23 protein-coding genes, 1 pseudogene and 1 other annotated feature are annotated in these 25,913 nt (G+C 38.9%); of the genes and pseudogenes, 23 read left to right on the top strand and 1 reads right to left on the bottom strand.

Annotation, left to right across the window (positions count from 1 at the left end; translation table 11 throughout):
- The first annotated feature begins 2 nt into the window (after positions 1-2).
- From E4T79_RS05335 to E4T79_RS05320, 4 genes are all read left to right on the top strand, one after another.
- Positions 3-329: a hypothetical protein gene (locus E4T79_RS05335; RefSeq protein ID WP_135028382.1), complete on the top strand. Its 327-nt coding sequence runs from the start codon at positions 3-5 to the stop codon at positions 327-329.
- Between the two features lie 72 nt (positions 330-401).
- Entirely contained in the window at positions 402-827 is a 426-nt protein-coding gene (locus tag E4T79_RS05330) for a hypothetical protein (RefSeq protein WP_135028380.1), read from the top strand.
- Positions 828-1,017: 190 nt separating this feature from the next.
- Positions 1,018-1,893, top strand: a complete 876-nt coding sequence (locus tag E4T79_RS05325) for a hypothetical protein (protein ID WP_194183787.1) — start codon at positions 1,018-1,020, stop codon at positions 1,891-1,893.
- Between the two features lie 223 nt (positions 1,894-2,116).
- Positions 2,117-2,725 carry an immunity 26/phosphotriesterase HocA family protein gene (locus E4T79_RS05320; protein WP_135028378.1) on the top strand — a complete coding sequence of 203 codons (609 nt, stop codon included), beginning with the start codon at positions 2,117-2,119 and terminating at the stop codon, positions 2,723-2,725.
- 1,136 nt (positions 2,726-3,861) lie between these two features.
- Here E4T79_RS05320 and E4T79_RS05315 read toward each other — a convergent pair.
- Positions 3,862-4,629 carry a DeoR/GlpR family DNA-binding transcription regulator gene (locus E4T79_RS05315; protein WP_135028376.1) on the bottom strand — a complete coding sequence of 256 codons (768 nt, stop codon included), beginning with the start codon at positions 4,627-4,629 and terminating at the stop codon, positions 3,862-3,864.
- Positions 4,630-4,795: 166 nt separating this feature from the next.
- Here E4T79_RS05315 and E4T79_RS05310 point away from each other — a divergent pair, with 166 nt between their 5' ends.
- The 19 genes and pseudogenes from E4T79_RS05310 (at position 4,796) to rplL (ending at position 25,901) form a co-directional block, all read left to right on the top strand.
- Positions 4,796-6,235: a rhamnulokinase family protein gene (locus E4T79_RS05310; protein ID WP_135028374.1), complete on the top strand. Its 1,440-nt coding sequence runs from the start codon at positions 4,796-4,798 to the stop codon at positions 6,233-6,235.
- A complete protein-coding gene (locus E4T79_RS05305) occupies positions 6,219-8,006 on the top strand; it encodes an L-fucose isomerase (protein WP_194183789.1) in 1,788 nt (595 codons plus the stop codon). Before E4T79_RS05310 ends, E4T79_RS05305 begins: the two co-directional genes overlap by 17 nt.
- Positions 8,007-8,018: 12 nt before the next feature.
- Positions 8,019-8,657 carry an L-fuculose-phosphate aldolase gene (locus E4T79_RS05300; protein ID WP_135028372.1) on the top strand — a complete coding sequence of 213 codons (639 nt, stop codon included), beginning with the start codon at positions 8,019-8,021 and terminating at the stop codon, positions 8,655-8,657.
- 11 nt (positions 8,658-8,668) lie between these two features.
- Positions 8,669-9,097 carry an RbsD/FucU family protein gene (locus E4T79_RS05295; RefSeq protein ID WP_135028370.1) on the top strand — a complete coding sequence of 143 codons (429 nt, stop codon included), beginning with the start codon at positions 8,669-8,671 and terminating at the stop codon, positions 9,095-9,097.
- 1 nt (position 9,098) lies between these two features.
- The gene (locus tag E4T79_RS05290; protein ID WP_135028368.1) at positions 9,099-9,533 is read left to right on the top strand and encodes a PTS sugar transporter subunit IIA; all 435 of its coding nucleotides are present in this window, start codon (positions 9,099-9,101) and stop codon (positions 9,531-9,533) included.
- Positions 9,524-9,994 (top strand): PTS sugar transporter subunit IIB, encoded by a 471-nt coding sequence (locus tag E4T79_RS05285; protein WP_135028360.1) that lies wholly within the window; start codon positions 9,524-9,526, stop codon positions 9,992-9,994. The genes E4T79_RS05290 and E4T79_RS05285 overlap by 10 nt, the downstream gene beginning before the upstream one ends.
- Positions 9,995-10,017: 23 nt before the next feature.
- Complete coding sequence (locus E4T79_RS05280) at positions 10,018-10,797, top strand: PTS mannose/fructose/sorbose/N-acetylgalactosamine transporter subunit IIC (RefSeq protein WP_135028358.1); 780 nt, start codon at positions 10,018-10,020, stop codon at positions 10,795-10,797.
- A complete protein-coding gene (locus E4T79_RS05275) occupies positions 10,794-11,594 on the top strand; it encodes a PTS system mannose/fructose/sorbose family transporter subunit IID (protein WP_135028356.1) in 801 nt (266 codons plus the stop codon). The genes E4T79_RS05280 and E4T79_RS05275 overlap by 4 nt, the downstream gene beginning before the upstream one ends.
- A 46-nt stretch (positions 11,595-11,640) precedes the next feature.
- On the top strand, positions 11,641-13,938 hold the full coding sequence (locus tag E4T79_RS05270) for a glycoside hydrolase family 95 protein (protein ID WP_135028354.1): 2,298 nt from the start codon (positions 11,641-11,643) through the stop codon (positions 13,936-13,938).
- A 117-nt stretch (positions 13,939-14,055) separates the two neighbouring features.
- Positions 14,056-16,206: pseudogene (locus E4T79_RS05265) on the top strand (glycosyl hydrolase family 98 C-terminal domain-containing protein); the annotation flags it as partial.
- A gap of 502 nt (positions 16,207-16,708) precedes the next feature.
- A complete protein-coding gene (locus E4T79_RS05260; protein ID WP_135028350.1) occupies positions 16,709-18,754 on the top strand; it encodes a bifunctional metallophosphatase/5'-nucleotidase in 2,046 nt (681 codons plus the stop codon).
- A gap of 1,339 nt (positions 18,755-20,093) precedes the next feature.
- Positions 20,094-20,933 carry a thymidylate synthase gene (locus E4T79_RS05255; RefSeq protein WP_135028348.1) on the top strand — a complete coding sequence of 280 codons (840 nt, stop codon included), beginning with the start codon at positions 20,094-20,096 and terminating at the stop codon, positions 20,931-20,933.
- 119 nt (positions 20,934-21,052) lie between these two features.
- Positions 21,053-21,565, top strand: a complete 513-nt coding sequence (locus tag E4T79_RS05250) for a dihydrofolate reductase (protein ID WP_135028346.1) — start codon at positions 21,053-21,055, stop codon at positions 21,563-21,565.
- Between the two features lie 2 nt (positions 21,566-21,567).
- The gene (locus E4T79_RS05245) at positions 21,568-21,738 is read left to right on the top strand and encodes a hypothetical protein (RefSeq protein WP_135028344.1); all 171 of its coding nucleotides are present in this window, start codon (positions 21,568-21,570) and stop codon (positions 21,736-21,738) included.
- A gap of 23 nt (positions 21,739-21,761) precedes the next feature.
- Entirely contained in the window at positions 21,762-22,988 is a 1,227-nt protein-coding gene (gene clpX, locus E4T79_RS05240; protein WP_135028342.1) for an ATP-dependent Clp protease ATP-binding subunit ClpX, read from the top strand.
- 9 nt (positions 22,989-22,997) lie between these two features.
- Positions 22,998-23,585, top strand: a complete 588-nt coding sequence (gene yihA / locus E4T79_RS05235) for a ribosome biogenesis GTP-binding protein YihA/YsxC (protein WP_135028340.1) — start codon at positions 22,998-23,000, stop codon at positions 23,583-23,585.
- A 647-nt stretch (positions 23,586-24,232) separates the two neighbouring features.
- On the top strand, positions 24,233-24,613 hold the full coding sequence (locus tag E4T79_RS05230; protein WP_135028338.1) for a hypothetical protein: 381 nt from the start codon (positions 24,233-24,235) through the stop codon (positions 24,611-24,613).
- 178 nt (positions 24,614-24,791) lie between these two features.
- Positions 24,792-24,920, top strand: a sequence feature (ribosomal protein L10 leader region).
- Between the two features lie 37 nt (positions 24,921-24,957).
- Positions 24,958-25,458, top strand: coding sequence for a 50S ribosomal protein L10 (gene rplJ, locus E4T79_RS05225; RefSeq protein WP_075098255.1), 501 nt, complete (start codon positions 24,958-24,960; stop codon positions 25,456-25,458).
- Positions 25,459-25,532: 74 nt separating this feature from the next.
- The gene (gene rplL / locus E4T79_RS05220; RefSeq protein ID WP_135028336.1) at positions 25,533-25,901 is read left to right on the top strand and encodes a 50S ribosomal protein L7/L12; all 369 of its coding nucleotides are present in this window, start codon (positions 25,533-25,535) and stop codon (positions 25,899-25,901) included.
- Positions 25,902-25,913: the final 12 nt, after the last annotated feature.

Genomic DNA, 25,913 nt, shown 5'->3' with positions numbered 1-25,913 from the left:
AGATGTTCAAAAAATTATTTCAAAAACCGATAGAAATAGAACCTAATTTTTATGAAAATGGTTCAGAATTCGTAGGAGTATTTCCTTTAGTGGAGAGTAATGAAAAAATCTCTTTTCCAAAATATCCTGAAAGGAAATACCAAGTAGATGGGAACCCAATAGAGGAGTTTCGCCTGTTAGTTATGTCTGAAACACAGGACTTAGTAATTGCGGATATAGCTTTTAGAGATGGTTTGAAAAAACTATCCAGTAAGGTTCAAAAAGAAACAGCTGACTCAATCATTGTTTCTGCGCTGACTACTGATGATTTGATAGCTCTCTTTTCGTGACAGTTGAGTGGAACTGATGTTATTAGTGCCTATCCTACAGGTAATAATCTTTCTTATCCAGGGGGATTTTAGATGAACTACTATAAAGAGTTAGATAAAATTTTGTCACACCCTTATTTAGGTGATACATTTTATGATGTGGATGTTGAATATATTATGGATACCCTCCTACCATCTTTAAATCAAGATGAGTGGAAAAAATTATATGACGGATGTAAGATTAAAGAACCATCCTACAAGTTCAAGTTAGCTTACTGCTTAGACGGGTATGATGACTTGAATGCCTTTATTCTACTAATGAATTTAATATTCTGTACTGATGAGGAGGTACTTGAACAAGTACTCATATCTTTAATTTCGTTTGATTCATCTAAGTATAGGTATCTTTTATATCAATTTCCACGAGGGATAGATTTTTTGAAAAAATTATCTAACCATGAGAAAAATAAAACAATAGGAAGATTAAGCATTAATGTTCTTGAAAAATTCAAATTATAAATCATCTTAAATTAAAATTAATATTAATATTTATGAAGGATGTTTTAAGATATTGAAAATTAGTAGTTGATTGAATAGAATTTTATTGATGGCAGATACTCTTGCTTTATTTGTGAAATTATAGTTGCAGGAACAAATTCAAGCCCAGCGCCAACAAGCTGTTTAAGATGAGTTTACTCAGGCAACTGGTATGAAGGGGACACCAAAGATCCGAGAAGGGAGAAACCTTCTTCGGAACTGGGGTGCTGCCCTTGCCAAGACCTTGTGGCATGTGTGTACAACAGCCAAGCGAGTTGGCAAGCAAATTGTAAAAGCTGCCAAGAAGATTGACTGGAAGAAGGTTGCAGTAACTGCAGGGGCTATTGGTGTTGGAATTGCTCTTACCGTGGCAACAGGTGGTCCACTTGCTATGGCTATTGGAGGAGCCGCTTCAGGAGCCATTATCTCTGGTTATGATGCCTACAGCTCTGGACAACGAGGTTGGGCATTAGTAGGCTCGATTGGAAAAGGAGCAGGTCTAGGAGCTATTACTGGTTTTGCGGGTGGCTCATTTATGGGAGCAGGTGCTGGTGTAGCGACTAGCGTTACACAGAACATTAGCAATCAGGCAGTCCGTCAAGTAGCTAAGGTAGGCGTTGAAGCTGGTATTGAAATTGCAGTTGATATAGGTCTCGATTTAGCAACAGGGAATAAGATTACTGGTCAAACAGTTGCCATGAACTTTGCCTACAATCTTGTCAGCAATGGAGCAGGCAGTGTATCACCTAAGAAAGCTCCTAAGGCGGATGTGAATACAGCTAAACCAACGACAGGTGAAGTGTTAGATGCGGACTATATACATCAGAGACCAGTTAGAGATATAACGCCGGCTAAGTCCTCCTCGCAGAAAGTACTAAATGATGCAAGAACGGATACATCAAGGCTTGAAGTGTCTAAAAACAGCTCATCATCACCTAAAAATAAAAATTTTGATAAATGGTTAAATAAAGGAAATGCTGACAATAGCGTTTATTATGGTATTGATGCTAAAACAGGAGATTCAGTCTATACTGGGATAACTAAGTAAGAGATGCGAGATTATCCCAACATAATCGCCAAGGTAAAAATTTTTCACATCTAGATGAACAATACAATGGATTAACAAGAAATCAGGCACGAGCGGTTGAACAGTATTATATAGAAAACAGCAACTTTAATCAATTAAATAAAATTAATAGTATCAGTCCGAAGAATAAAATGTATGATGATGCGATGAAATGGGCTGACAATTATATAAATGGAGGTAAATAATGTCAAATATAAATTTAATGGCAAAAAGAATAAAAGAGCGTTATGATAATTTAGATAAGGAAACTCAGAATGCATTAGACAACTTTTTTGTGAACAGACTTTCTACTCATCAACTACAAGTTATTAAGAAAAGTAAGCTTGAACCCAAAGAAGGAGATGTTTTTCTTGTCTCTCCTAGGTCTGGTATTTATTTCTATGGCAAGGTCATTGTTTCAAAAATTGTCAGAAAGGTTCCAGATACATTTGTCGAGGGAAAGCATGTCATTTTTATCTTCAAATGTCGAACGAACGAAAAGACAATAGATAATTATTATCCAGATTATAACAATTTATTAATTCCTCCATCTATTGTTAGTCAAGATTATTGGAAGAAAGGATATTTTTATACTATCTCTAATATTCCTTTAACTGAGGAAGAAATGAATCTTGATTTTGGTTTCTATAAAATCCACTTAAAGAATAATTTTTTCTGTAAAGAAACAGGGGAGGTTCTAGATAGGGAGCCTGCTTTGTTGGGGATGCATGGCATAACTACTATAACAGGAATTGCTTCTGACATAGAGAGGGAGCTAATTATTGACCCCTCGCTACTGGAAAATATTAATTAGCTCAGCACTAAATATATTTATTTATCCAATACATATCAGAGAGTTGCTCTAACAAAACATACAATATTTCCGTGGTGCTGTAGGCGCTTGAGCTATTTATCGAGGACGTTGAAAACGCTAGGAGGTATTTACTCGTTGTCTTGCCTAGCCCCTCCCCGAGGCTGGGAAAAGTCCCAGATTTTTTTAGCTTTATGAACCGAATGACGTTGACGCAGTGGTTGATTGCTTCAATGGCTATCATGCCCTTGACGGTTGGAAATGACATGCTGCTCTTTTTTCAGGGAGCAGACTAAAAAGCTCCACTGGAGCTTTTTACTCATATTTGTTCGTGTTTCCTACCCCAAATCTAACCTCTATGACTGATGCGAACGAATTCGCTTCCTTTCCAACCTCTAACAGTCACGATTCTGACTGTTGGAGCTGTGCGGTGTGGGGGGTGAAATGGTCTGGGAATAGACCGTTTCAGCCCGAAGCTAGAATGTAGGAAATAAGGAAAATCCAACTCTTTTTTTTGAACTATCGAGTTCTTTCCCACTCCCGTTTTTGATATCACCGCTAGAATGCTCGAATTTGTCACGTTAACGTGCAATACAATAAGGGTGAATGGGAATGAATGCGTTCTTTTTCTGTCTTCTAAAAATGGTTTATCTGGGAAAATGATACTTAACTAATTTCAAAAATAGCGAATTTTTAAACTAATTTTCAAGGGAAAGCGAACGTAGTGAGCTAAAAGGCTACTTCCGCCGTAGTGGTATCCCCGGCAATGAATACCTTGTGGCTGAGGACGGGATTTTCAAAACCTTTAGCCCGAAAATGAGGAATGAAACTCCGTATCCGTCCGCACAACTTAAGGAAGTAGTAAGAAATGCTAATTTTGATTTTAAATGAGAATGAGTAGTAGTCAAGTGATATAGTCATTTCGTTTATCTTTTAATACTTCGTTCACTCGCTTTGCTGTACTCCAGTACAGCCTACAGCTCGTTGCCTAGAAACTAAAAGACGATACAAAGAAATATTAGAATCCCCCTTGAAAGCGTTTGGCTTCAAGGGGGATTTGCTTTATGTTGATAAGTAAAAGTGTTGGATTATCGTTTTATACGAACGTTAGGATTTGTTTGGAAGTTGATAAAAGCTATTTATTTACTAATCCAGTCAACCCCTTGGTCTTCACAATTTTTTAGTAGATTGGTAGGGGGGAATTTGTCAGAAATGATCGCTTTATAGTGATTGATGCTGTTAATCTTAAAGAATCCAGTATGATAGAATTTTGAACTATCAATTAATAAGAGGGTTTCAGTAGCTTTATCCATGACTCGTTTTTTAGACATCGCCTGACTAAGGGAAGCTTCATAGACAAAGTGGTCATCTATTCCTGTTGCTGAGCAGATAGCTAAGTCAATGTTGAAATGATTTATTAATGAATGCTCTATATCTAAATTGATTACTGAAGAAGAGTAATGTTTGATTTCGCCTCCTGTGATAAAAATTTTCATGCTTGGATTGGCGAATTCTGATAATTTTTGAGCAGTATTTAAGCCATTTGTAAAGACAATGAGGTTTTCGATTTCACATAGATAAGGACAAAGTTCGTAAACAGTTGTACTGGCATCTAAGAAGATGCACATCCCTGATTTGACAAACTGTTTTGCCAAACTGGCAATGGTTCTTTTAGAAACACGGTTTTCACTTTCCCGGATATAGTGGGACATTTCTTTTGTATTGAAAGAATTTAGAATAACTTCACCATGTTTTCGGGTGATGTATCCTTGATTTTCTAGAAAAATCAAATCTCTACGCAGTGTGGAAGTGCTGTAAAAGGTTTTCTGAGATAATTCTTTAATCGAAATCCGTCGTTTATTTGAGATAATTTTTGTAATATTGCGGATACGTTCTGTTTGATTCATAAACAATCTCCTTAAATGCTAAGAGTATTATAAACAAAAAAAGTTCAAATGTGAATGAAAAAGCGGGGTAAAAATGATTTTTTTTCAATATATCGTTCAAGTATTGATTTTTGAAATGATTCGTACCATAATATAGTTAAAAAAAGCGATTACAAAGGAGCTGTAAATGAAAGCAGTGTTAGCAATGGATTTTGGAGCTACTTCTGGTCGAGCTGTTTTAGCAAGTGTACAAGATGATCGTCTGGTGATTGAAGAAATCAATCGCTTTCAGAATAGTCCGATTCGTTATAAAGGTCACTTGTGTTGGGATCTCCCATTTTTGTTTGAACGCATTTTGGAAAGCATCGATATGGCTCAAGAAAAAGCCGAGTTACTATCGGTTGGGATTGATACCTGGGGTGTTGATTATGGCTTACTTGACGGTAAGGGAGAATTAATCACCTCTCCGGTTCATTATAGAGATTGTCGGACGAAAGGGATAGTAGACAAGGTATCAGAGTACTTTTCTTTGACTGACTTGTATGCTGAAACGGGGAATCAGTTAATGGAAATGAATACCTTGTTTCAGCTGGTTTCTAGCAAGAGCAGGACGCCCAGTGATTATTTTCAGACCAGTACATTTTTGTTAATGCCCGATTTGTTTAATTATCTTTTAACAGGTCAGAAAGTGGCTGAATTAAGTATTGCTTCGACGACACAAATGTTAAGTCTCCAGTATAAGAATTGGAATGAGAAAGTATTAAAAGCTTTTGACATCCCTCTGGCGATTTGTCCCCCTTTAGTTAAGGAGGGAGTGTGTCTGGGGGTTATCAAAAAAGATTTTCAAAAAGGCTCTGTTCAAGTTGTGACAGTCTTATCACATGATACGGCAAGTGCCATCGCTAGTATTCCCCTTGAAGACCAGTCAGCCCTGTTTATTTCGTCTGGGACATGGTCTTTGATTGGGATTTTGCTTGATAAACCGATTATCAATGAAGCTTCCCAAAACCACCAATTTACCAATGAACTAGGTGAGGACGGTCAAATAACTTTTTTGAAAAACTGTACTGGCTTGTGGATTGTGGAGGAATTACGACGAGAATATGCAAGCTTCAATCAGCCGTATAGTTACGATGAAATTGCTAGCTTGGTTCAAGAAGACACGGATATTGTCTTCTTTGACACAGATAGTCCAGAGTTTGCAGAGCCGGGAGAAATGATTGCAAAAATTCAGGCTTATGCTGAAAGAACAGGTCAAGAACTCCCGGTCACACCAGCCTCCTTATTCAAATCAGCCTACCATAGCCTCGCTAAGAAGTACCACGATGTTGTTGTGAAGTTAGAAGCGCTGACAGAGAAGACTTATTCGTTCATTTACCTGATTGGTGGTGGGTCGAAGTCTAGCTATCTGGCTCAACTAACGGCAGATATGACTGGCAAAGAAGTTCTGACAGGCTTGTCAGAAGCTACGGCTATTGGTAACAGTCTTGTTCAACTGGTTGCTATGGGACAGATCAAAGATATGACAGAAGCTAGGCAACTGGTCGCTAAATCATTCCCATTAACACGTTATCAACCCAAATCAAATGAAAAGAAAGTGAGTGTCGAACATGATCCATTATCCTAAAATTGGTATTCGTCCAACGATCGATGGTCGTCAGGGCGGTGTGCGTGAATCTCTTGAGGCGAAAACCATGCAGATGGCTGAATCAGCTAAAGCCTTGATTGAATCTTCCCTTTACTACGCTGACGGGACACCAGTCCAGTGTCTTGTTGCTAGTAGAAGTATTGGCGGACGGGGAGATGCCAGCATAGTTGACCAAGAATTTGCTAATCAAAATGTTGTAGCCACCTTAACCCTTACTCCAAGCTGGTGCTACGGTACAGAAACAATGGACATGTCCCCCAATACCCTAAAAGCCATTTGGGGATTTAATGGTACAGAGCGTCCAGGTGCTGTTTATCTAGCTGCTGCTATGAGTGGTTATGTGCAAAAAGGTTATCCTGCCTTTAAGATTTATGGACGAGATGTGCAAGATCTTGATGATCACAGTATCCCAGTAGATGTGGCAGAGAAAATTCTCCTCTTTGTCAAAGGGGCAGTGGCAGTTGGTCAGATGAAAGGTAAGTCTTATGTCAACATCGGTGCTTCTTCAATGGGGATTGCAGGTTCACAAGTTGATAGTAGCTTTTTTGAGGATTACCTTGGCATGATGGTTGAATTTGTTGATATGACAGAAATTCTCCGTCGGATACAACTAGAAATTTACGATAAAGACGAATATGACAAGGCTCTTGCTTGGATCAAGGATAATTGTAAAGAGGGAATTGACATCAACATAGGGAAAGATTACCCAGATGTGATTACCAAGTCCAAGATTATTCCAGCGGATAAGGACTGGGAATTTATCGCCAAGCAAACCTTGATTATCCGTGATATTCTCTTTGGTAACCCAGCGCTTGCTGATATTGGTTGGGAAGAAGAAGCGAGAGGTCGTAATGCCATTTCAGGTGGTTTCCAAGGCCAGCGTCAATGGACAGACTGGTTGCCAAATGGCGATTTTGCTGAAGCTATCCTAGCATCAACCTTTGACTGGGATGGGCCTCGACCAGTCACAGCCTTTGCGACTGAAAATGATACCTTGAATGGTGTGTCTATGTTGTTTGGAACACTCTTGACCAATAAGGCACCAATCTTTTCAGATGTGAGAACTTACTGGAGTCCTGAAGCTGTTAAACGTGTTACTGGAAAAAGCTTGGATGGGCATGCTAAGCATGGTATCTTGCACTTAATAAACTCAGGAGCTTCGGCTCTCGATGGTAGTGCAGCAGCTAGAGATGAATTGGGTCAGCCAACCATGAAAACGTTCTGGGAGATGACGGAAAAAGATATTAGCGCTTGCTTAGAAGCAACAGACTGGTGTCGTGCCAATTATGAATATTTTAGGGGTGGCGGATTCTCATCACATTTTAAAACCAGTGCAGAGTTACCAGTGACCTTAATCCGGGTCAACCTTGTAAAAGACGTTGGTCCGACTTTACAGCTGGCAGAGGGCTACACTTGTTTGTTAGAAGAGGATGTTCATCGTATCTTAGATGAACGAACAGATAAGACATGGCCAACAACGTGGTTTGCACCAAATCTTGGAGAGCCAGGCTTTGAAACGGTTTATGATGTCATGAACCATTGGGGTTCGAACCACGGTGCCTTTGTTCATGGGCATATCGGAGCAGAAGTTATCACACTAGCAAGCATGCTTCGTATTCCAGTCGCCTTGCATAATGTACCTAAGGATAAGGTGTTCCGTCCAAGTATCTTTTCTGGGGTAGGTACAAAGGATTTAGAAGCAGCTGATTTCAAGATGTATGATGTTTTAGGACCTTTATATAAAAAATAGGGGAGGGGCATAATGACAAACATAAGACAAGAATTGATTCAATATGGTAAAAAGTTAGTCGAAACAGATTTAACAAAGGGGACAGGTGGTAATCTCAGTGTCTTTGATCGAGAGAAAAAACAGATGGCCATCACCCCATCGGGAATTGACTTCTTTGATATCAAAGAAGAGGACATTGTTATCATGGATATGGATGGTCATGTGGTAGAGGGGCATTCGTTACCCTCTAGCGAATGGTACATGCATCTCATCCAGTATCAGACACGTGACGATATTGATGCCATTATTCATGCTCACACGACCTATGCGACGGTTTTGGCTTGCTTGAGAGAACCTTTACCTGCGACCCATTATATGATTGCAGTGGCGGGTAAGGATGTTAGAGTTGCTGACTACGCGACCTATGGCACCAAGGAATTAGCAGTCAATGCTGCTAAGGCTATGGAAAATCGTAGAGCGGTTTTGCTTGCCAATCATGGTATCTTAGCAGGTGCAAAAGATCTTCTTAACGCCTTTAATATCGTCGAAGAAGTCGAATATTGTTCAAAAATCTATTGCATTGCCAAAAGTTTTGGAAATCCATTTGTTCTACCAGAAGAAGAGATGGAACTTATGGCTGAAAAATTTAAGACCTACGGGCAGCGAAAATAGAGAGGTTGTCAATGCTAAATCATATACCTAAGAATATTTCGCCAGAATTAATCAAAATTCTCATGGAAATGGGGCATGGAGATGAGCTAGTATTAGCAGACGCTAATTATCCTGCAGTTTCATGTGCCACTCGCCTAATCCGTTGTGATGGTTTGGCTATTCCAGAATTATTGCACTCTATTTTGTATCTGATGCCGATAGATACTTATGTTGACAGTTCAGTTCAGCTAATGAATGCTGTTCCAGGAGACGATATTCCGAGGATTTGGGATTCTTATCGTAGTTTGCTGGAAGATAGTGGAACAAGTTCTAAAACAATCACCTACCTAAGGCGAGAAGATTTCTATGAACGTAGTAAAAAAGCCTATGCAATAGTTGCGACAGGAGAAACCTCCTTATATGCGAATATTATTCTGAAGAAAGGGGTAGTAGTGGAATAAGATGTTGTTTAATCGAGGAATTTTAATTGCTAGTCATGGTGACTTTGCCAAAGGGGCCCTGATGACATCTGAGATGTTTGTCGGTGAAACAACGACTGATAGGGTTAGGGTGTTAAGCTTGATGCCGGGGGAAAATATCTCCGACTTTGAACAACTTTTTAAGAAACAGGTAGGAGAGTTGTTGAAAGTAAATCGTGAGGTGATTATTCTTACAGATCTGATAGGTGGCAGTCCCAATAATGTCGCATTAAGTCAGTTTATTGACCAGGAACGTGTTCACATTGTGACAGGATTTAATATTCCCTTACTCGTTGAATTGATTTCTAGTTATAATGTAGAAATTGATGTAGAGGGTATCATCTCAAATGCTCAAAGAGCATTATTTAAGGTCAAAAGTAAGTTGAATGTTGAAGAGGAGGAGGAGTTATGTCTATAGAATTTGTTCGTATAGATGACCGATTAGTTCATGGACAAGTAGTTACGACTTGGCTGAAAAAATATGATATTGAACAGGTTATTATTGTTAATGATAGTATTTCTGAAGATAAAACAAGACAATCTATCTTGAAAATCTCAGCGCCTGTTGGTTTAAAAATTGTTTTCTTCAGTGTCTCTCGATTTGTAGAGATTTTAAATACTGTACCAATAAAAAAGAAAACGATGGTTATCTATACGAACCCTAAAGATGTGTACGACTGCATTGCAGGTGGTATGGTATTGGAATATCTTAATGTAGGACAAATGAGTAAAACAGATGATAATGAGAAAGTAACTGGTGGAGTAGCTTTAGGAGCAGAAGATAAAGTCTACTTCCAAAAGATTGTTGATAAGGGGACACGAGTTGAAATTCAAATGGTTCCTAATGACAAAATTACAAGGCTAGAAAAATATTTATAAACTAATATAAGGAGGTGCAGTATATGCTATTCACACAAGCATTACTGGTGACATTAGTAGGTATCATTGCTACCATTGACTATAATGGACCCTTGTTCATGATTCATCGTCCATTAGTCACAAGTGCAATGGTAGGAGTGGTTTTAGGAGATTTTACTCAAGGTGTTGTGATAGGTGCAGCTCTTGAATTAACCTGGTTAGGTGTAACGGGTATCGGTGGATACACCCCGCCAGATACCATTTCAGGTGCTATTATTGGTACAGCATTCGGTATTCTTTCTGGACAGGGTGAAACAGCAGGAATTGCAATTGCTGTTCCAATCGCAGTTGCAACCCAACAATTAGACGTACTTGCTAAAACACTGGACGTTTATTTCGTGAAAAAGGCAGATAATGATGCTAAAAAAGGTGATTACTCAAAAATTGGTCTTTACCATTACTCAAGTTTAGTAGTCATTACCTTATTCAAAATTGTACCGATTTTCTTAACAATTATGCTCGGAGGAGAATATGTTGCAGACCTATTTGCTAAGGTACCACCTATTATTATGCAAGGTCTTAACTCAGCAGGGGCTCTCCTACCCTCTATCGGTTTTGGCATGTTACTAAATATGATGCTTAAGAAAAATATGTGGGTATTCTTATTGATTGGTTTCATTTGTTCGGTTTATGGAAATATGTCAACGATTGGTATTTCACTCGTTGGTCTTGCAGTAGCATTCTTCTACGATATGATGATAGAAAGCAAATCACAGACAGCAACTTCAGTAGCTGTTGATAGCCAGGAGGATCTTGATTTATGATGAACAATAAACTATCTAAGGTGGAACTTCAGAACGTTTTTAAACGAAGCTTTATGTACGGTTCTTCGTGGAATTATGAAAGAATGCAAAACTTAGGATTTTTATATACCATTCTTCCAGTTTTGAAAAAACTGTATCCTGATAAAGATTCTGCAGCTCCTGCAATGAAACGTCACCTCGAATTTTTTAATACTCACCAGACCGCAGCACCATTCATTCTTGGGGTTACATCAGCCATGGAAGAACAGGAGGGAAATGAAGGGGCAGCTTCAATCACAGGTATTAAAATTGGGCTTATGGGGCCACTTGCTGGTTTGGGTGATAGTTTGTTTTGGCTGACGTTAGTTCCAATCTGCTTTAGTATCGGTGCTTCTTACTCCAAAAATGGTGGTGCTCTAGGTATCTTTATCGCCTTGTTGCTCTTTAACGCTATCAATATTCCGGTGAAATATATTGGTTTGAAGTATGGGTATGCGAAAGGTTCAAGGCTTATTCAAGAAAATAATACAAGAGGCACCTTACATCGTGTTACCACTATGGCAACTGCTCTAGGTTTAGTCTTGGTTGGAGGTTTGATTCCAGCCATGGTTGGTGTGAATATTGGCTTGGAATTTAAACAAGGAGAATTGGTCATCTCTGTTCAAGAAATGATTCAAAATCTCATTCCAGGATTTATCCCAATGGCATTAACATTACTCATGTGTAAACTTATTCGTAAAGGTAAAAATCCAGTAACCCTGATTTTTACCGTGATGATTGTTGGTGTGCTTCTTGTTGTATTGGGGATTTTAAAATAATCAAGAGAGTGGAGGTGGTGTTGGGCATTAGAAGAGAGGACCTTAAGTGAAATTATGGTATGAGAAAGCGGCTTCCACCTGGAATGAAGCATTACCGATTGGGAATGGTCATTTGGGAGGCATGATTTATGGTACGGTTCAGAAAGAATGTATCCAGTTAAATGACGAAACAATTTGGTACAGGGGAAAATCAGATCGAAACAATCCTGACTCACTCTCCCATCTGAATGAAATCAGAAATTTATTGTTAGAAGGGGATATTGAAAAGGCAGAAGAACTTGTAAAATTGACCATGTTTGCTATTCCACGTGATCAAAGTCATTATGAATTACTTGGTGAACTCTATATTGAACACGTTGATATTTCTAACGAAACCGTCCAGTATAGAAGAGAATTGGACTTAGATACAGCCATATCCACCGTTGTTTTTGAAGACCAAAAGGGTCAGACAGTCACTAGGGAATATTTTACAAGTTTTACTAGTAATCTTTTGTGTTGCCGATTGAGTTCATCACAAGCACATGGTTTGAATGTGAATATTCGTCTAGGTAGGAATAAACGTTTTAATGATGAGGTTTCCCGATTGAATACCAATACGCTTATCATGTCGGCTTCAGCTGGTGGACGAAAAGGAGTTCGTTTTAAGGTTGGATGTCGTGCAGAAGCTACTGATGGAGAAGTCGCTATTTTAGGTGAAACTATTGTCGTTCGTAATGCCACGGAAGTATCGATCTACCTAAAATCAGTAACAGATTACTGGCATGACAGTGATGAAGATAGTGTGATATCATCATTTCAAACACTCTCATCTCTCCATTATGAGAATGAGAAAAACACCCATATCAAGAAGTACCAAAGTCAGTTTAAAAGGGTTGATTTTAAACTTGGATTTATGGAGGAGTGCTTGACGTATCCAACAGATTATCTTCTTCAAAATGCCTCACGATACAGTCATTATTTAGCAACATTATTATTCCACTATGGAAGATATTTGCTCATTTCATCCAGTCAGCCGAATGGTTTACCCTCTAACCTACAAGGTATTTGGTGTGATGATTTAAATCCTATCTGGGGATCTAAATACACCATCAATATTAATACTCAGATGAACTATTGGTTAGTTGGTCCTTGTGATTTGCCAGAAGTTGAATATCCTCTGTTTGATATGCTTGAAAAAATGAGAGAACAAGGTCGCATAACAGCTCAAAAGATGTATGGAGCAAGGGGATTTACGGCCCATCATAATACGGATGGCTTTGGTGATACTGCCCCTCAATCTCATGCACTGGGAGCAGCTATTTGGGTTTTAACTGTTCCTTGGCTATGCACCCACATTTGGGAGCATTACCAGTATTTTGGAGACAGGACTATACTAGAAAAACACTTTAACTTGATTCAGGAAGCCTTTCTATTCTTTGAAGATTATTTATTTGAGTGTAATGGCTATTTAATGACAGGTCCCACTGTGTCCCCTGAAAATAAATATCGTCTTAAAAATGGTATTGAGGGGAGTGTCTGTCTTTCATCCACGATTGATTATCAAATTCTAAGATATTTTTGCGATTCTTGTATTGGCATTGCGAGAGTTTTAGATGATGTTTCTGATTTTACAGAACGTGTTACGAAAATTAGAGGGAAACTACCCGTCACAAAAATTGGTAAGTTAGGCCAAATTCAAGAATGGTTTGAAGATTACGAGGAGGTTGAACCAGGACATCGGCATATATCTCCACTATTTGGGCTATATCCTTATGATGAAATTGATCTTGAAAAGACACCTGAACTGGCTAATGCGGCTAGAGTTACCATTGAGCGTCGCCTGTCACACGCAGGATTTCTTTCCTCAGAAGATAGGGAAAAAGCAATCGGTAACTGGTTAGTTAGTGGCCTACATGCTAGCACTCAAACAGGTTGGAGTGCTGCATGGCTCATTCATTTCTTTGCTCGATTAAGACAAGGAGATGCTGCATATAAGGAAATAGACGGGCTGTTGAAAAATGCAACACTAGGGAATTTATTTTTAGACCATCCCCCTTTCCAAATTGACGGTAATTTAGGATTGGTTAGTGGTATATGCGAAATGTTAGTCCAAAGCCATAATAATAGGATAACCTTGTTACCTGCCTTGCCACGTGATTGGACTGAAGGAGAAGTAACAGGATTTAGGACAAGAGGAGGTTATAAAATTTCCTTTAGCTGGGTTCAAGGGAAAGTGAATTATTTCAAAATTGAAGGAGGTCAGCAAGATGAAGAATTGATGATTTGTTTAGCTGATCGTACCTGTCATAACAACAAGATGTTACTAACGTTTAACGAGGATAAACTGATAGAAAGAATATTCTAGGTGTTGAGTATGAAAAACATAAGCTACAAGAAAACAATTTCCATACTATCAATTTTGCTACTAGCTATTTTTTGTCTTAAGGTTTCCGAAAATGTTACAGCAGAAAGCGACTTTCAAATGAGAACAACAATAAACAGTCATTCTCCCCTGCTATTATCCCCATTGTATGGTAATGATGAGGGTAACGGTTTTTGGTGGGGGAATACTTTAAAGGGGGCTTGGGATGCTATTCCAGAAGATGTTAAACCATATGCTGCAATCGAACTGCACCCTGCAAAAGTTTGTAAACCCACAAGTTGTATACCTAAGGATACTGTTGAGTTACGTACTTGGTATGAAAAAAAGCTTGCAGAAGCCCAAAAGTATGCTATTCCTGTTTTTTTGGTTATTATGTCTGCTGGAGAGCGCAACACGGTTCCTCCAGAATGGCTAGAAGCTCAGTTTCAAAAATATAGTGTATTAAAAGGTGTTTTAAATATTGAAAATTATTGGATTTACAATAATGAAATCGCACCCCACAGCGCCAAGTATTTAGAAATTTGTGCTAAATATGGCGGTCATTTTATCTGGCATGATCATGAAAAATGGTTCTGGGAAACCATCATGAATGATCCGACATTCTTTGAAGCTAGTAAAAAATACCATAAGAATCTGGTATTAGCGACAAAAAATACACCAATACGAGATGATGCAGGCACAGATTCGATTGTGAATGGTTTTTGGTTGAGTGGCTTATGCGATAATTGGGGTTCATCCACAGACACATGGAAATGGTGGGAAAAACATTATACGAATACATTTGAAACTGGTAGAGCTAGAGACATGAGGTCATATGCTTCAGAACCAGAGTCAATGCTCGCTATGGAAATGATGAATGTATATACAGGTGGAGGTACAGTTTATAATTTTGAATGTGCAGCTTATACATTTATGACAAATGATGTACCTACACCTGCATTTACAAAAGGCATTATTCCTTTCTTTAGACATACTATTCATAACCCTGCACCAACGAAAGAAGAAGTTATAGAAAGAACGAAAGCCGTTTTTTGGAATGGTGAGGGTGGAATTAGCACATTAAATGGTTTCTATACTGGACTTTATTCAGATGATGAGAGCATGCCATTATATGATAATGGTCGTTATCATATTCTTCCCGTTATTCACGAGAAAATTTCTAAAGATGAGATTACGTCAATTTTTCCAAATGCAAAGATACTGACGAAGAACAGTGAAGAATTGTCTGATAAAATAGGGTATCTTAATTCCCTTTATCCGAAACTTTATGCTGGAGATGGATATGCTCAACGTGTAGGGAATGAGTGGTACGTTTATAATAGTAATGTTAATAAAAACATCAATCAACAAGTCCTATTGCCGATGTACACAAACAACACAACATCTGTTTCATTAGATATAACTGCACACACCTATGCAATCATAAAGGAAAATGTTAGCAGTTTAGAGATAGTCTTGAATAATTACAGGACCGACAAGACTGCTATGTGGGCAATGAGTGGCAATTTTGATGCGTCAAGAAGTTGGAAACAAGAAGAATTGGAGTTAGCAAATTGGTTAAGCAGTCATTATTCTGCTCATCCAGCAGATAATGAATTTAGAACGACTGTTTTAACCCTAGAAGGGCATACTGGTGGTAAACCTACTATCATCATTAGTGGTGATGTGAATCATTATTCATATGATGAAAATTGGGATGAAGCAAACCATAGGTATACTTTAACGGTCAATCATAATGGAAAGGTAGAAATTGTAATGGAAACTGAGGGGAATGGTCCAGTCCCATTACCAGAAGCAGATAGCTTTGATGATAGTCATTTGAATATTGCGTATGGAAAACCGACATCACAAAGTTCAACAGATTATGGTGGTCATTCTGATAGAGCGGTAGACGGCAATATTAACGGTGATTTTGGTTTAGGTTCAGTTACCCATACCCGCAATGATAATCCGTCCTGGTGGGAAGTTGACTTGAGGAAGACTGATAAAATTGGCAGGGTAAACATTTACAATCGGACAGATGCGGAGCCTCAAAGATTAGCGAATTTTGATGTCATTCTTTATGACAGTGATAAAAAGGAGGTTGCTAAAAAACATGTTGATTATTTAACTGCAGATTTTATTGAGTTAAGGTTTCAGGCAAAAGAAGCAAAATTTGTCAGAATTCAGCTGAAGACAGGTGGTGTTCCACTGAGTTTAGCAGAAGTTGAGGTATATAGAGAAACAGATATACAGGTCAGTGATTCTGACAAGGAGGAAGAAGCCGCTCTAGCAGTTGACGGAAATGATGGTTATCGTTCTACCCAGACAGGGTTAGAAAAACATGCAGGATAGCAACTGGTTTTGGAAGAAGAAACTTGAGAAGACACGTTGAAGAGCCAGCCGCAAGAGGGAGTAGTAGAGCGGCTACTTTCGATCAGCTCATTGACTTGCTAGGATGTATCTCCATAGACAGTAGGTATCTCATACCTAGGTATAGTATAGTCCTTTCGTTTATTTTTAGTACTAGGCAACGAGTCGCAGGTAGTACGGGAGTACGAGTTAACGAAGTAATAAAAATATAAACGAAATGACTATAAAACAGTTCCAGAGTCGCTACCGCTGTCGTTTATACGCGATAGAAAATGGATATAGTCACCTATATAGTTCGATTATTATCCGTTTTCACAATTTTTTTACATTAAAAATTTGTATAAAATGAAGAAAAATAGTAAAGTGGTAGATGTAGATTCATCAAACACGAGGAGAAAATATGAAGAAATGTTTTTGGTTAAAAAGTAGTGTACTTGCCTTGGTTGCGACTTACGGAGTGTGGGCAGCACATGCGAGTGCCGAGGAAGTTGCAGTCCAAATTTTGGGAGTGAACGATTTCCATGGTGCCTTGGATACAACGGGAAGTGCCTACCTGCCTGAGGGGAAAGTATCTGGAGCAGGAACCGCAGCCTTGTTGGGTAGCTATCTGGATGATGCAGAAAGTGAGTTTAAGGATACGAATAGTGATAAGCATAGTGAAAGTATTCGCGTGCAGGCTGGTGATATGGTTGGTGCTAGTCCAGCTAACTCAGGTCTTTTACAAGATGAGCCAACAGTCAAAGTTTTTAATGAGATGAATTTTGAGTATGGAACGCTTGGAAACCATGAATTTGACGAGGGACTGGCGGAATATAATCGAATTATAGAAGGAACAGCGCCAACTCAAGGGACATTCCACAAGATTGTAGATGACTATGAACGTGAACCCGCTAAACAAGAAATTGTTATTGCAAATGTGGTGGATAAGTCTACAGGGGAAATACCATTTGGCTGGAAACCCTATGCTGTGAAGAAGATTGTAACGCCTTCTAACGAAGAAGTCCAAGTTGGCTTTATCGGTGTTGTAACGACTGAAATTCCAAACCTCGTACTTCGTAAACATTATGAACAATATGATTTTCTTGATGAGGCAGAAAGTATCGCCAAATATTCAAAAGAGCTTCAAGAACAGGGCGTCCGTGCGCTTGTTGTCCTAGCTCATGTACCATCTACTAGTAAGGATGGCCAGGCCTTTGGTGATGCTAAAAAGATGATTGATAAATTGAACACCATCTATCCTGAAAATAGCGTGGATGTCGTTTTTGCAGGACATAACCATGTTTATACTAATGGTTTGGCCGATTCAGATACACTCATTGTGCAGGCAACTTCTCAAGGAAAAGCTTATGCGGATGTTCGTGGAGTATTGGACACAGTGACGAAAGATTTTGTTGCTGTACCAACTGCAACAGTCACTGCGGTAGCACCAAATACGAAGCAACCAAAAGCCTCTATTCAAGCTATTGTTGACGAGGCAAACCGAATTGTAAAAACAGTCACAGATGCCAAAATCAGTACAGCAGCTAGCGGAGAGACGATCACACGTGAGTTAAATGATGCTAAAGAAAGTGCTGTTGGAAATTTGATTACTTCTGGCCAGTTAGCTATTGCACGTAAGGCAGGGTACAATGTAGACTTTGCTATGACCAATAACGGTGGTATCCGTGCAGACTTGCTTGTTAAAGAAGATGGTACGATTACCTGGGGCGCTGCACAAGCCGTACAACCGTTTGGTAATATCTTGCAAATTGTTCAAATGACTGGTCGGCAGATTTATACCGTTCTCAATCAACAGTATGATGAGGAAGAAAGATATTTCCTCCAAGTGGCTGGACTCAGCTATACTTACACAGATGCGGATAACGCGACACCAGAACGTCCATTCCAAGTAGTGGATGTTTACAATGAAGCAGGAGAGAAACTGGATCCAGAGAAAGTATACACTGTAGTAATCAATGATTTCTTATTTGGTGGTGGAGACGGTTTTGCTGAATTCCGCAACGCAACACTTATTGGCGCTATCAACCCAGATACAGAAGTCTTTGTGGAATACCTAACCGATATCGAAAAAGCTGGGCAGAAAGTATCTGCTGAGGTTGGTGGTAAAAAGACATATGTGAAGAAACCTGAAATGGAAACAACTCCTAATCAGCCTGTTCCAGATAACAAACCGAGTCTTTCAGAAGACGGTACAAAAGTATCAGCGCAAGGAACTAATCATGAGGCATCACCTCAAACGAAGCAAACTAATAAACTCCAAAAACTAGGAGGAGCTAAAGAAGAGAAAGATGCATCACAGATAATGAAATCAGTTGTTGTACCGGCTTCTAAACAAATACTTCCAAAGACTGGCGATACAGCAACAGCACAGTTTTGGAGTCTACTTGGTTTGACTAGCTTATTGGTGGGTGCAGTTCGTATCCGGAAAAGTAGAGAAAATCACTGATACAGTTTCTTAGTCCGTGCTTTTGCTAGCAGACAGAGTACAATCCGATAATAGACGATAAACTGAAATGGCTAGACTACAATTATGAAAAGGGATTGGATTCACACCAGTGGGTGAAGAAAGATTTATTTTTGGAAATTGACGTTCCATGGCTCATGCAGGGTTGAGTAAGGAAAAACTGTTAGAGTAGCATAGCAACTACATTGAGAGATACATTTTGTAAAACTGTTTTTAGGGAATGCGGCTGGGACATAAGTCCCAGCTTTTTAACTCTATGAACCGAATGACGTTGATGCAGTGGTGGATTGCTTCAATGGCTATCATACCGTTGAAGGTGGGAAATGAACTGCTGCTCCTTTTTGTTTTAAGGGAACAGACTCAAAAGTCCCAGTGGAGCTTTTTATAGTCTTTTAGTTTACTTTTATTACTAGGCAAGGTGCTGTAGGCTGTACTGGAGTACGGCAAAGCGAGTTAACGAAGTAATAAAAGATAAACGAAACGACTATACTCATATTTGTTCGTATTTCTCACTCCACATCTGACCTATACGACTGATGCGAACGAATTCGCTTCATTTCCAACTTCCAACAGTCACGATTCTGACTGTTGGAGCTGTGCGGGGTGGGAGTGAAACGGTTTGGGAATAGACCGTTTCAGCCCGAAGCTAGAATGTAGGAAATAAGGAAAACCCAACTCTTTTTTTGACTTATCGAGTTCTTTCCTACTCCCTATTCATATATTTGTCATGGTTTGGGCTTAAAGCTGTTGCAGGCTGTGCCTGCTTTACAGATATGGAAGAAACTATCCAGCGGAGAGTTTCTTAGGCACAGGGGACATTCGCTTTTAAACGTCCTCGTATCTTGGGTAATTGAACTCGGGCTAAAATTCTAGTGAAGAAGATAAATTGCCTTGTGTCTTGGGACACGTCGTCAATTTCCTATTTTCATACGAATTTTTAGACGCCCTCGTATCTTGGGTAATTGAACTCGGGCTAAAATTCTAGTGAAAAAGATAAATTGCCTTATGTCTTGGGACACGTCGTCAATTTCCTATTTTTATACGAATTTTTAGACGCCCTTGTATCTTGGTATAGGTGATTTTTTAGACAGTCTTATCATGGCAGCATCTTATGAACTTTTGACTAGACAGTAGTTGTAGTTCACGTATAATAAGGGGGTGCTCTGATAAGACGATATTAGAGAGGCCTATGTGGCTTGATTTGCAGTCGTTTGTTACTAAATGCAGTAAGGATTGCTGCGGCTTAACTAAAGTAATATTGAAAATAGTTGAAACATACTAGAAGCCAGACAAATCAGCAAAAGAATGATATACTAAAAGCATGACAAAAGCAGATAACATTTTTAAAGAAAATATTCAAAAAATTATGAATGAGGGTGTTTTTTCAGAGAATGCTCGGCCGCGTTATAAAGATGGCAATATCGCCAATTCCAAGTACATTACGGGATCTTTTGCTGAGTATGATTTGGCCAAGGGGGAGTTTCCCATTACCACCTTGCGACCGATTCCAATTAAAGCAGCTATCAAAGAAGTCTGCTGGATTTATCAAGATCAGACCAACAGCCTTGAGATTTTAAATGATAAATACGGAGTGACCTATTGGAATGACTGGGAAGTAGGAGATACAGGTACCATTGGGAAGCGTTATGGGGCCATTGTTAAAAAACACCAGATTATTGACAAACTTCTTGAGCAATTAGAGAACAATCCGTGGAATCGTCGTAATATCATTTCGCTATGGGATTATGAGGCTTTTGAGGAAACAGACGGGCTCTTGCCGTGTGCCTTTCAGACCATGTTTGATGTGCGGCGTGTGAATGGTGAGATGTATCTTGATGCTACTCTTACCCAACGCAGTAATGACATGCTGGTAGCTCATCACATCAATGCCATGCAATATGTGGCGCTTCAGATGATGATTGCAAAGCATTTCAGTTGGAAAGTTGGAAAATTCTTTTATTTTATCAATAATCTGCACATTTACGACAATCAATTTGAGCAGGCAGAAGAACTTCTTCGTCGTGAGCCAAGTGAGTGTCAGCCTAAACTCGTATTGAATGTACCGGATGGGACTAATTTCTATGATATCAAACCAGAAGATTTTGAGTTGATTGATTATAATCCTGTCAAACCACAGCTGAAATTTGACTTAGCAATTTAGCAAGGAGATTTCAGAAAAATAAAATAGTAAATTGAGATGCCGGACAATGCTTAGTCTCTGCATTTTTTGTCGAATTTTGATAGAATAAAATTCAAAAGAAAAATGAAAAGGAAGAGATAATGACAAAGAAGATTTCAGCCATTTGGGCACAGGATGAACAAGGTTTAATTGGTAAAGAAGGAGGTCTTCCTTGGTCATTAAAAGCTGATTTAGAGCACTTTAAACGGACGACAACTGGTCATGCTATGGTGATGGGGCGGATTACCTTTGAGGGGATGGGCAAGCGTGCTCTCCCCAATCGTATGTCAATTATCTTGACACATGATCAAGACTATCGAGTAGAACATGACCGTGTCATCGTTTTGCATAGTGTAGAAGAAGTCTTAGATTGGTACCTTCAGCAGGACAAGAACCTCTATGTTATCGGTGGAGGACAGATTTTTTCAGCCTTTGAGGCTTATCTAGATGAGGTTGTAAGAACGGATATTCACGGTAGCTTTGAGGGGGACACCTATTTCCCAGCGACCTTTGATTGGTCTGTTTTTGAAGAAATGAGTGTGACCACATACGAACGAGACGCAGAGAACCCGATTGATTTTACTATCAGAATATTTGAAAGAAGAGAGAAATAACCATGCAGAAAAGTTTATTTGGTTTATTTACTGCGATTTTATGTGGCATCTGTGTGCTCTGCTCGCTCCAGGCTTTCCATAAAAAGCGCCACGGGCTAGCCCTTCTTTTTCTCTTAAATGCAGTGACCAACTTAGTCAATAGTATTCATGCCTTTTATGGCGTATTATTTTAAAATAGGGGTAAGGACGAGAAATAATGACAGTACATCATCCATCAGAGCTTATTTATTGCTCATTTTGTGGAAAAAATCAAGAAGAAGTAAAGAAAATTATTGCAGGAAACAATGTATTTATTTGTAATGAATGTGTGGAATTGGCCCAGGAGATTATTCGCGAAGAATTAGCAGAAGAAGTCTTGATAGACTTGGCTGAAACACCAAAACCACAGGAATTACTAACGATTTTAAACCACTATGTCATTGGTCAAGAGCGAGCTAAGCGAGCCTTGGCAGTAGCTGTTTATAACCACTACAAACGAATCAATTTCCAAGATAGTCGAGAAGAAAATGATGTGGATTTACAAAAATCGAATATTCTCATGATTGGACCGACTGGTTCTGGCAAGACCTTCCTTGCTCAAACCTTGGCTAAAAGTCTGAATGTCCCATTTGCTATTGCTGATGCAACGGCCTTGACAGAAGCGGGGTACGTAGGAGAAGATGTTGAAAATATCCTTTTGAAATTGCTCCAGGCAGCTGATTTTAACATTGACCGCGCAGAGCGTGGCATTATTTATGTAGATGAAATTGATAAAATTGCTAAAAAAGGAGAAAATGTTTCTATTACGCGTGATGTTTCAGGAGAAGGTGTGCAGCAAGCACTTCTAAAAATTATTGAGGGAACAGTAGCGAGCGTTCCACCACAAGGTGGTCGCAAGCATCCGCAGCAGGAACTGATTCAGTTGGATACTAAGAATATTCTCTTTATCGTAGGGGGAGCCTTTGATGGTATCGAAGAAATCGTGAAGCAGCGTATGGGAGAAAAAATCATTGGTTTCGGCCACAATAACCGTGCAATTGATGAAAAAGAATCGTATATGCAACACATCATTGCAGATGATATTCAAAAATTTGGTATTATTCCTGAGCTAATTGGTCGCTTACCTGTCTTTGCAGCTCTTGATCAGTTAACAATAGAAGATTTGATTCGCATTTTAACAGAGCCGAAAAACGCCCTTGTCAAACAATACCAAACCTTACTTTCTTATGATGGTGTCGAGTTAGAATTTGATAGGGAAGCGCTGGAAGAAATTGCGAAACGAGCGATTGAACGCAAGACAGGAGCACGCGGTCTTCGCTCGATTATCGAAGAAACCATGCTTGATATTATGTTTGAAGTGCCGAGTCAAGATGATATTAAGCGCGTACGAATTACCAAAGAAGCAGTGGATGGACAAGCTCAACCAATCCTAGAAACGGCATAAGGAGAGTAGATGGAAATCAATACAAACAATGCAGAAATCGTTTTGAGTGCTGTTTCCAAGGCTCAATATCCGCAGGATGAGATGCCAGAAATTGCTCTTGCAGGACGTTCTAATGTTGGAAAATCCTCTTTTATCAATACACTTCTGGGGCGTAAAAATCTCGCCCGGACATCCAGCAAACCTGGAAAGACGCAACAACTGAATTTCTACAATATTGACGATAAGATTCGCTTTGTTGATGTACCAGGTTATGGCTATGCTAAGGTTTCAAAGACAGAACGTGCTAAATGGGGGAGGATGATTGAGGAATACTTGACTAATCGCGATAATTTGCGGGCTGTGGTTAGTCTAGTTGATATGCGGCATGAGCCATCAGTAGATGATGTTCAAATGTACGAGTTTTTGAAATATTATGAAATCCCGGTTATCATTGTTGCGACAAAGGCAGATAAGATTCCGAGAGGTAAATGGAACAAGCATGAATCAATGATTAAGAAAAAATTGGATTTTGATACGAATGATCAGTTTGTTGTCTTTTCATCTGAAACCAGATATGGATTTGACAAAGCTTGGGAGAGTATTTTGAGTGAAATATAAGAAAATGTAGTTTTTGAAAAGAACCACTTATAATGGACAGTATAAAAAAGTTATATACTATTCTTATAAGGAGGTTCTTTTCTCACTTGAAGAGTGAGTCCTTGAGACTATTTCCAGCTAAAGATAGAAACAGTCTCATCCGTCAATTAGACAATACATTGATTGGTATAACTACCACAGACCACAAGAGAGAAAAGACATGGATACCTCAAAATAAAGATAGTCATACCTTGAAAATGTCTATCTTTTTTTAGTGTCCATTTTACATGGGACTTAACATTTTCATCATTTTTTCAATAAATGATTTTCCCTATGCCTTTGTTACAAAAAAAGATAGCGCTTTCTTGACGTTTCCTTATAAAGTAATGTATAATAGAAGCGAAGAAGGTGTACGAAGGAAGGAGGCAATGATATTGGTAGTATGGCTTCTTTGAAATTATGTATTTCATATAAAAGGAGATTATCTCTATTGGTCAGTATATGGAGATTCTGGGCTTGTAGATGATCGAAAAGGTAATTCAACTCCAATTTATCCAGGGCAAGTATTGCCAATTTATAGTAAGTCTGGTACTTATTTTAGAACCCATAATCCTGTTGTTGGCTCTAGATATCAGGTAACAAATCCTGTTTAAGAAAGGAGAAACTATATGAAAGTAAAGTATCTTGTTAATCTAATAGTTTTAGGTATTATTGCGACCTCGTTAGGAGGATTTCTACTAAAGCAGCCAGCTCTTGCTTCAGAGGATGCTCTACCTAATAATCGTACGATTCAAATCTATGCTCATCTGCTAAAAGACGCTAGTGAAGAAGAAGTTAATGACTATTTTCAAGGTGAAGATGACGCAACGCTCATTATTGCGGATAAAAGTGGTGGTTATTTGAGCACTCTGACGAATGATGTTCATTCTTATTCAGAAGTTCGAGATGAGAACGGTGATTTAATTGAGCGAGTGTCTTTTGATGATGAAACAGTAGCTACTACTATTGCTGAAGTTAAAGAATATCTTCAAGAGCAAAGACAAAAATAAATTAGTATCAAATAAAGAGAGGGAGCTAGGATATGTTTTTTTCGAAAACATGATTTTTCTCTTGCTCCTTTCTCAATATATCTGAATCAAGGTAGAAAAAATGTAGTTTTTGACTACATTTTTTCTTATTTTTGAGCAAAAACTCTTGCAAAGTATGAGAAAGTATGTTAGTATGAGTAAGGTTTGAAAAAACTGACCTAAGACAGTAGGGGAGTTCAACTCATAAACATCCTACCGAGGCACAAAACGGATTAGAAACGTATTTGTACTTTCGTGTCTAGGTTTGGCACGTTTTTTTATTGAAACGAGCTCGAACCCAAAATAATAACGGAGGTAAAACACTAATGAGTGAAGCTATTATCGCTAAAAAAGCAGAATTAGTTGATCAAGTTGCTGAAAAGATGAAAGCTGCAGCATCTATCGTAGTTGTGGATGCACGTGGTTTGACAGTTGAGCAAGATACAGTTCTTCGTCGTGATCTTCGTGGAAGTGAAGTTGAGTATAAAGTCATTAAAAACTCAATCTTGCGTCGCGCAGCTGAGAAAGCTGGTCTTGAAGAACTTGCATCAATTTTTGTTGGACCATCTGCGATTGCATTTTCAAACGAAGATGTTATTGCACCGGCGAAAATCTTGAATGATTTTGCTAAAAATGCTGAAGCTCTTGAAATCAAAGGTGGTGCAATCGAAGGCAAAGTTTCTTCAAAAGAAGAAATTCAAGCTCTTGCAGCATTACCAAACAGGGAAGGTATGCTTTCTATGCTCTTATCTGTACTTCAAGCGCCAGTTCGCAACGTTGCATACGCTGTTAAAGCTGTTGCAGAAAGCAAAGAAGACGCTGCTTAATGCGTCAAGAGGTAGCCTAGTGCTACACCCATCTATTATTTATTAAAAAACAACACTATTTGGAGGAAATAACAATGGCATTGAACATTGAAAACATTATTGCTGAAATTAAAGAAGCTTCAATCCTTGAGCTTAACGATCTTGTAAAAGCGATTGAAGAAGAATTTGGTGTAACTGCTGCTGCCCCTGTAGCTGTAGCTGCAGCTGGTGCTGCTGATGCTGGTGCAACCAAAGATTCATTTGACGTTGAATTGACATCTGCTGGTGACAAAAAAGTTGGCGTTATCAAAGTTGTACGTGAAATCACAGGTCTTGGTCTTAAAGAAGCTAAAGAACTTGTTGATGGAGCACCTGCAGTGGTTAAAGAAGGTGTTGCAACTGCAGAAGCTGAAGAAATCAAAGCTAAATTGGAAGAAGCTGGAGCTTCAGTTACTCTTAAATAAGAGTCATATCAT

The sequence above is a fragment of the Streptococcus sp. LYSM12 genome, from assembly GCF_004569635.1.
Classification (GTDB): Bacteria; Bacillota; Bacilli; order Lactobacillales; family Streptococcaceae; genus Streptococcus.
Note: the sequence above shows the minus strand (reverse complement) of the source record. Positions and strands in the feature narration are given on the sequence as shown.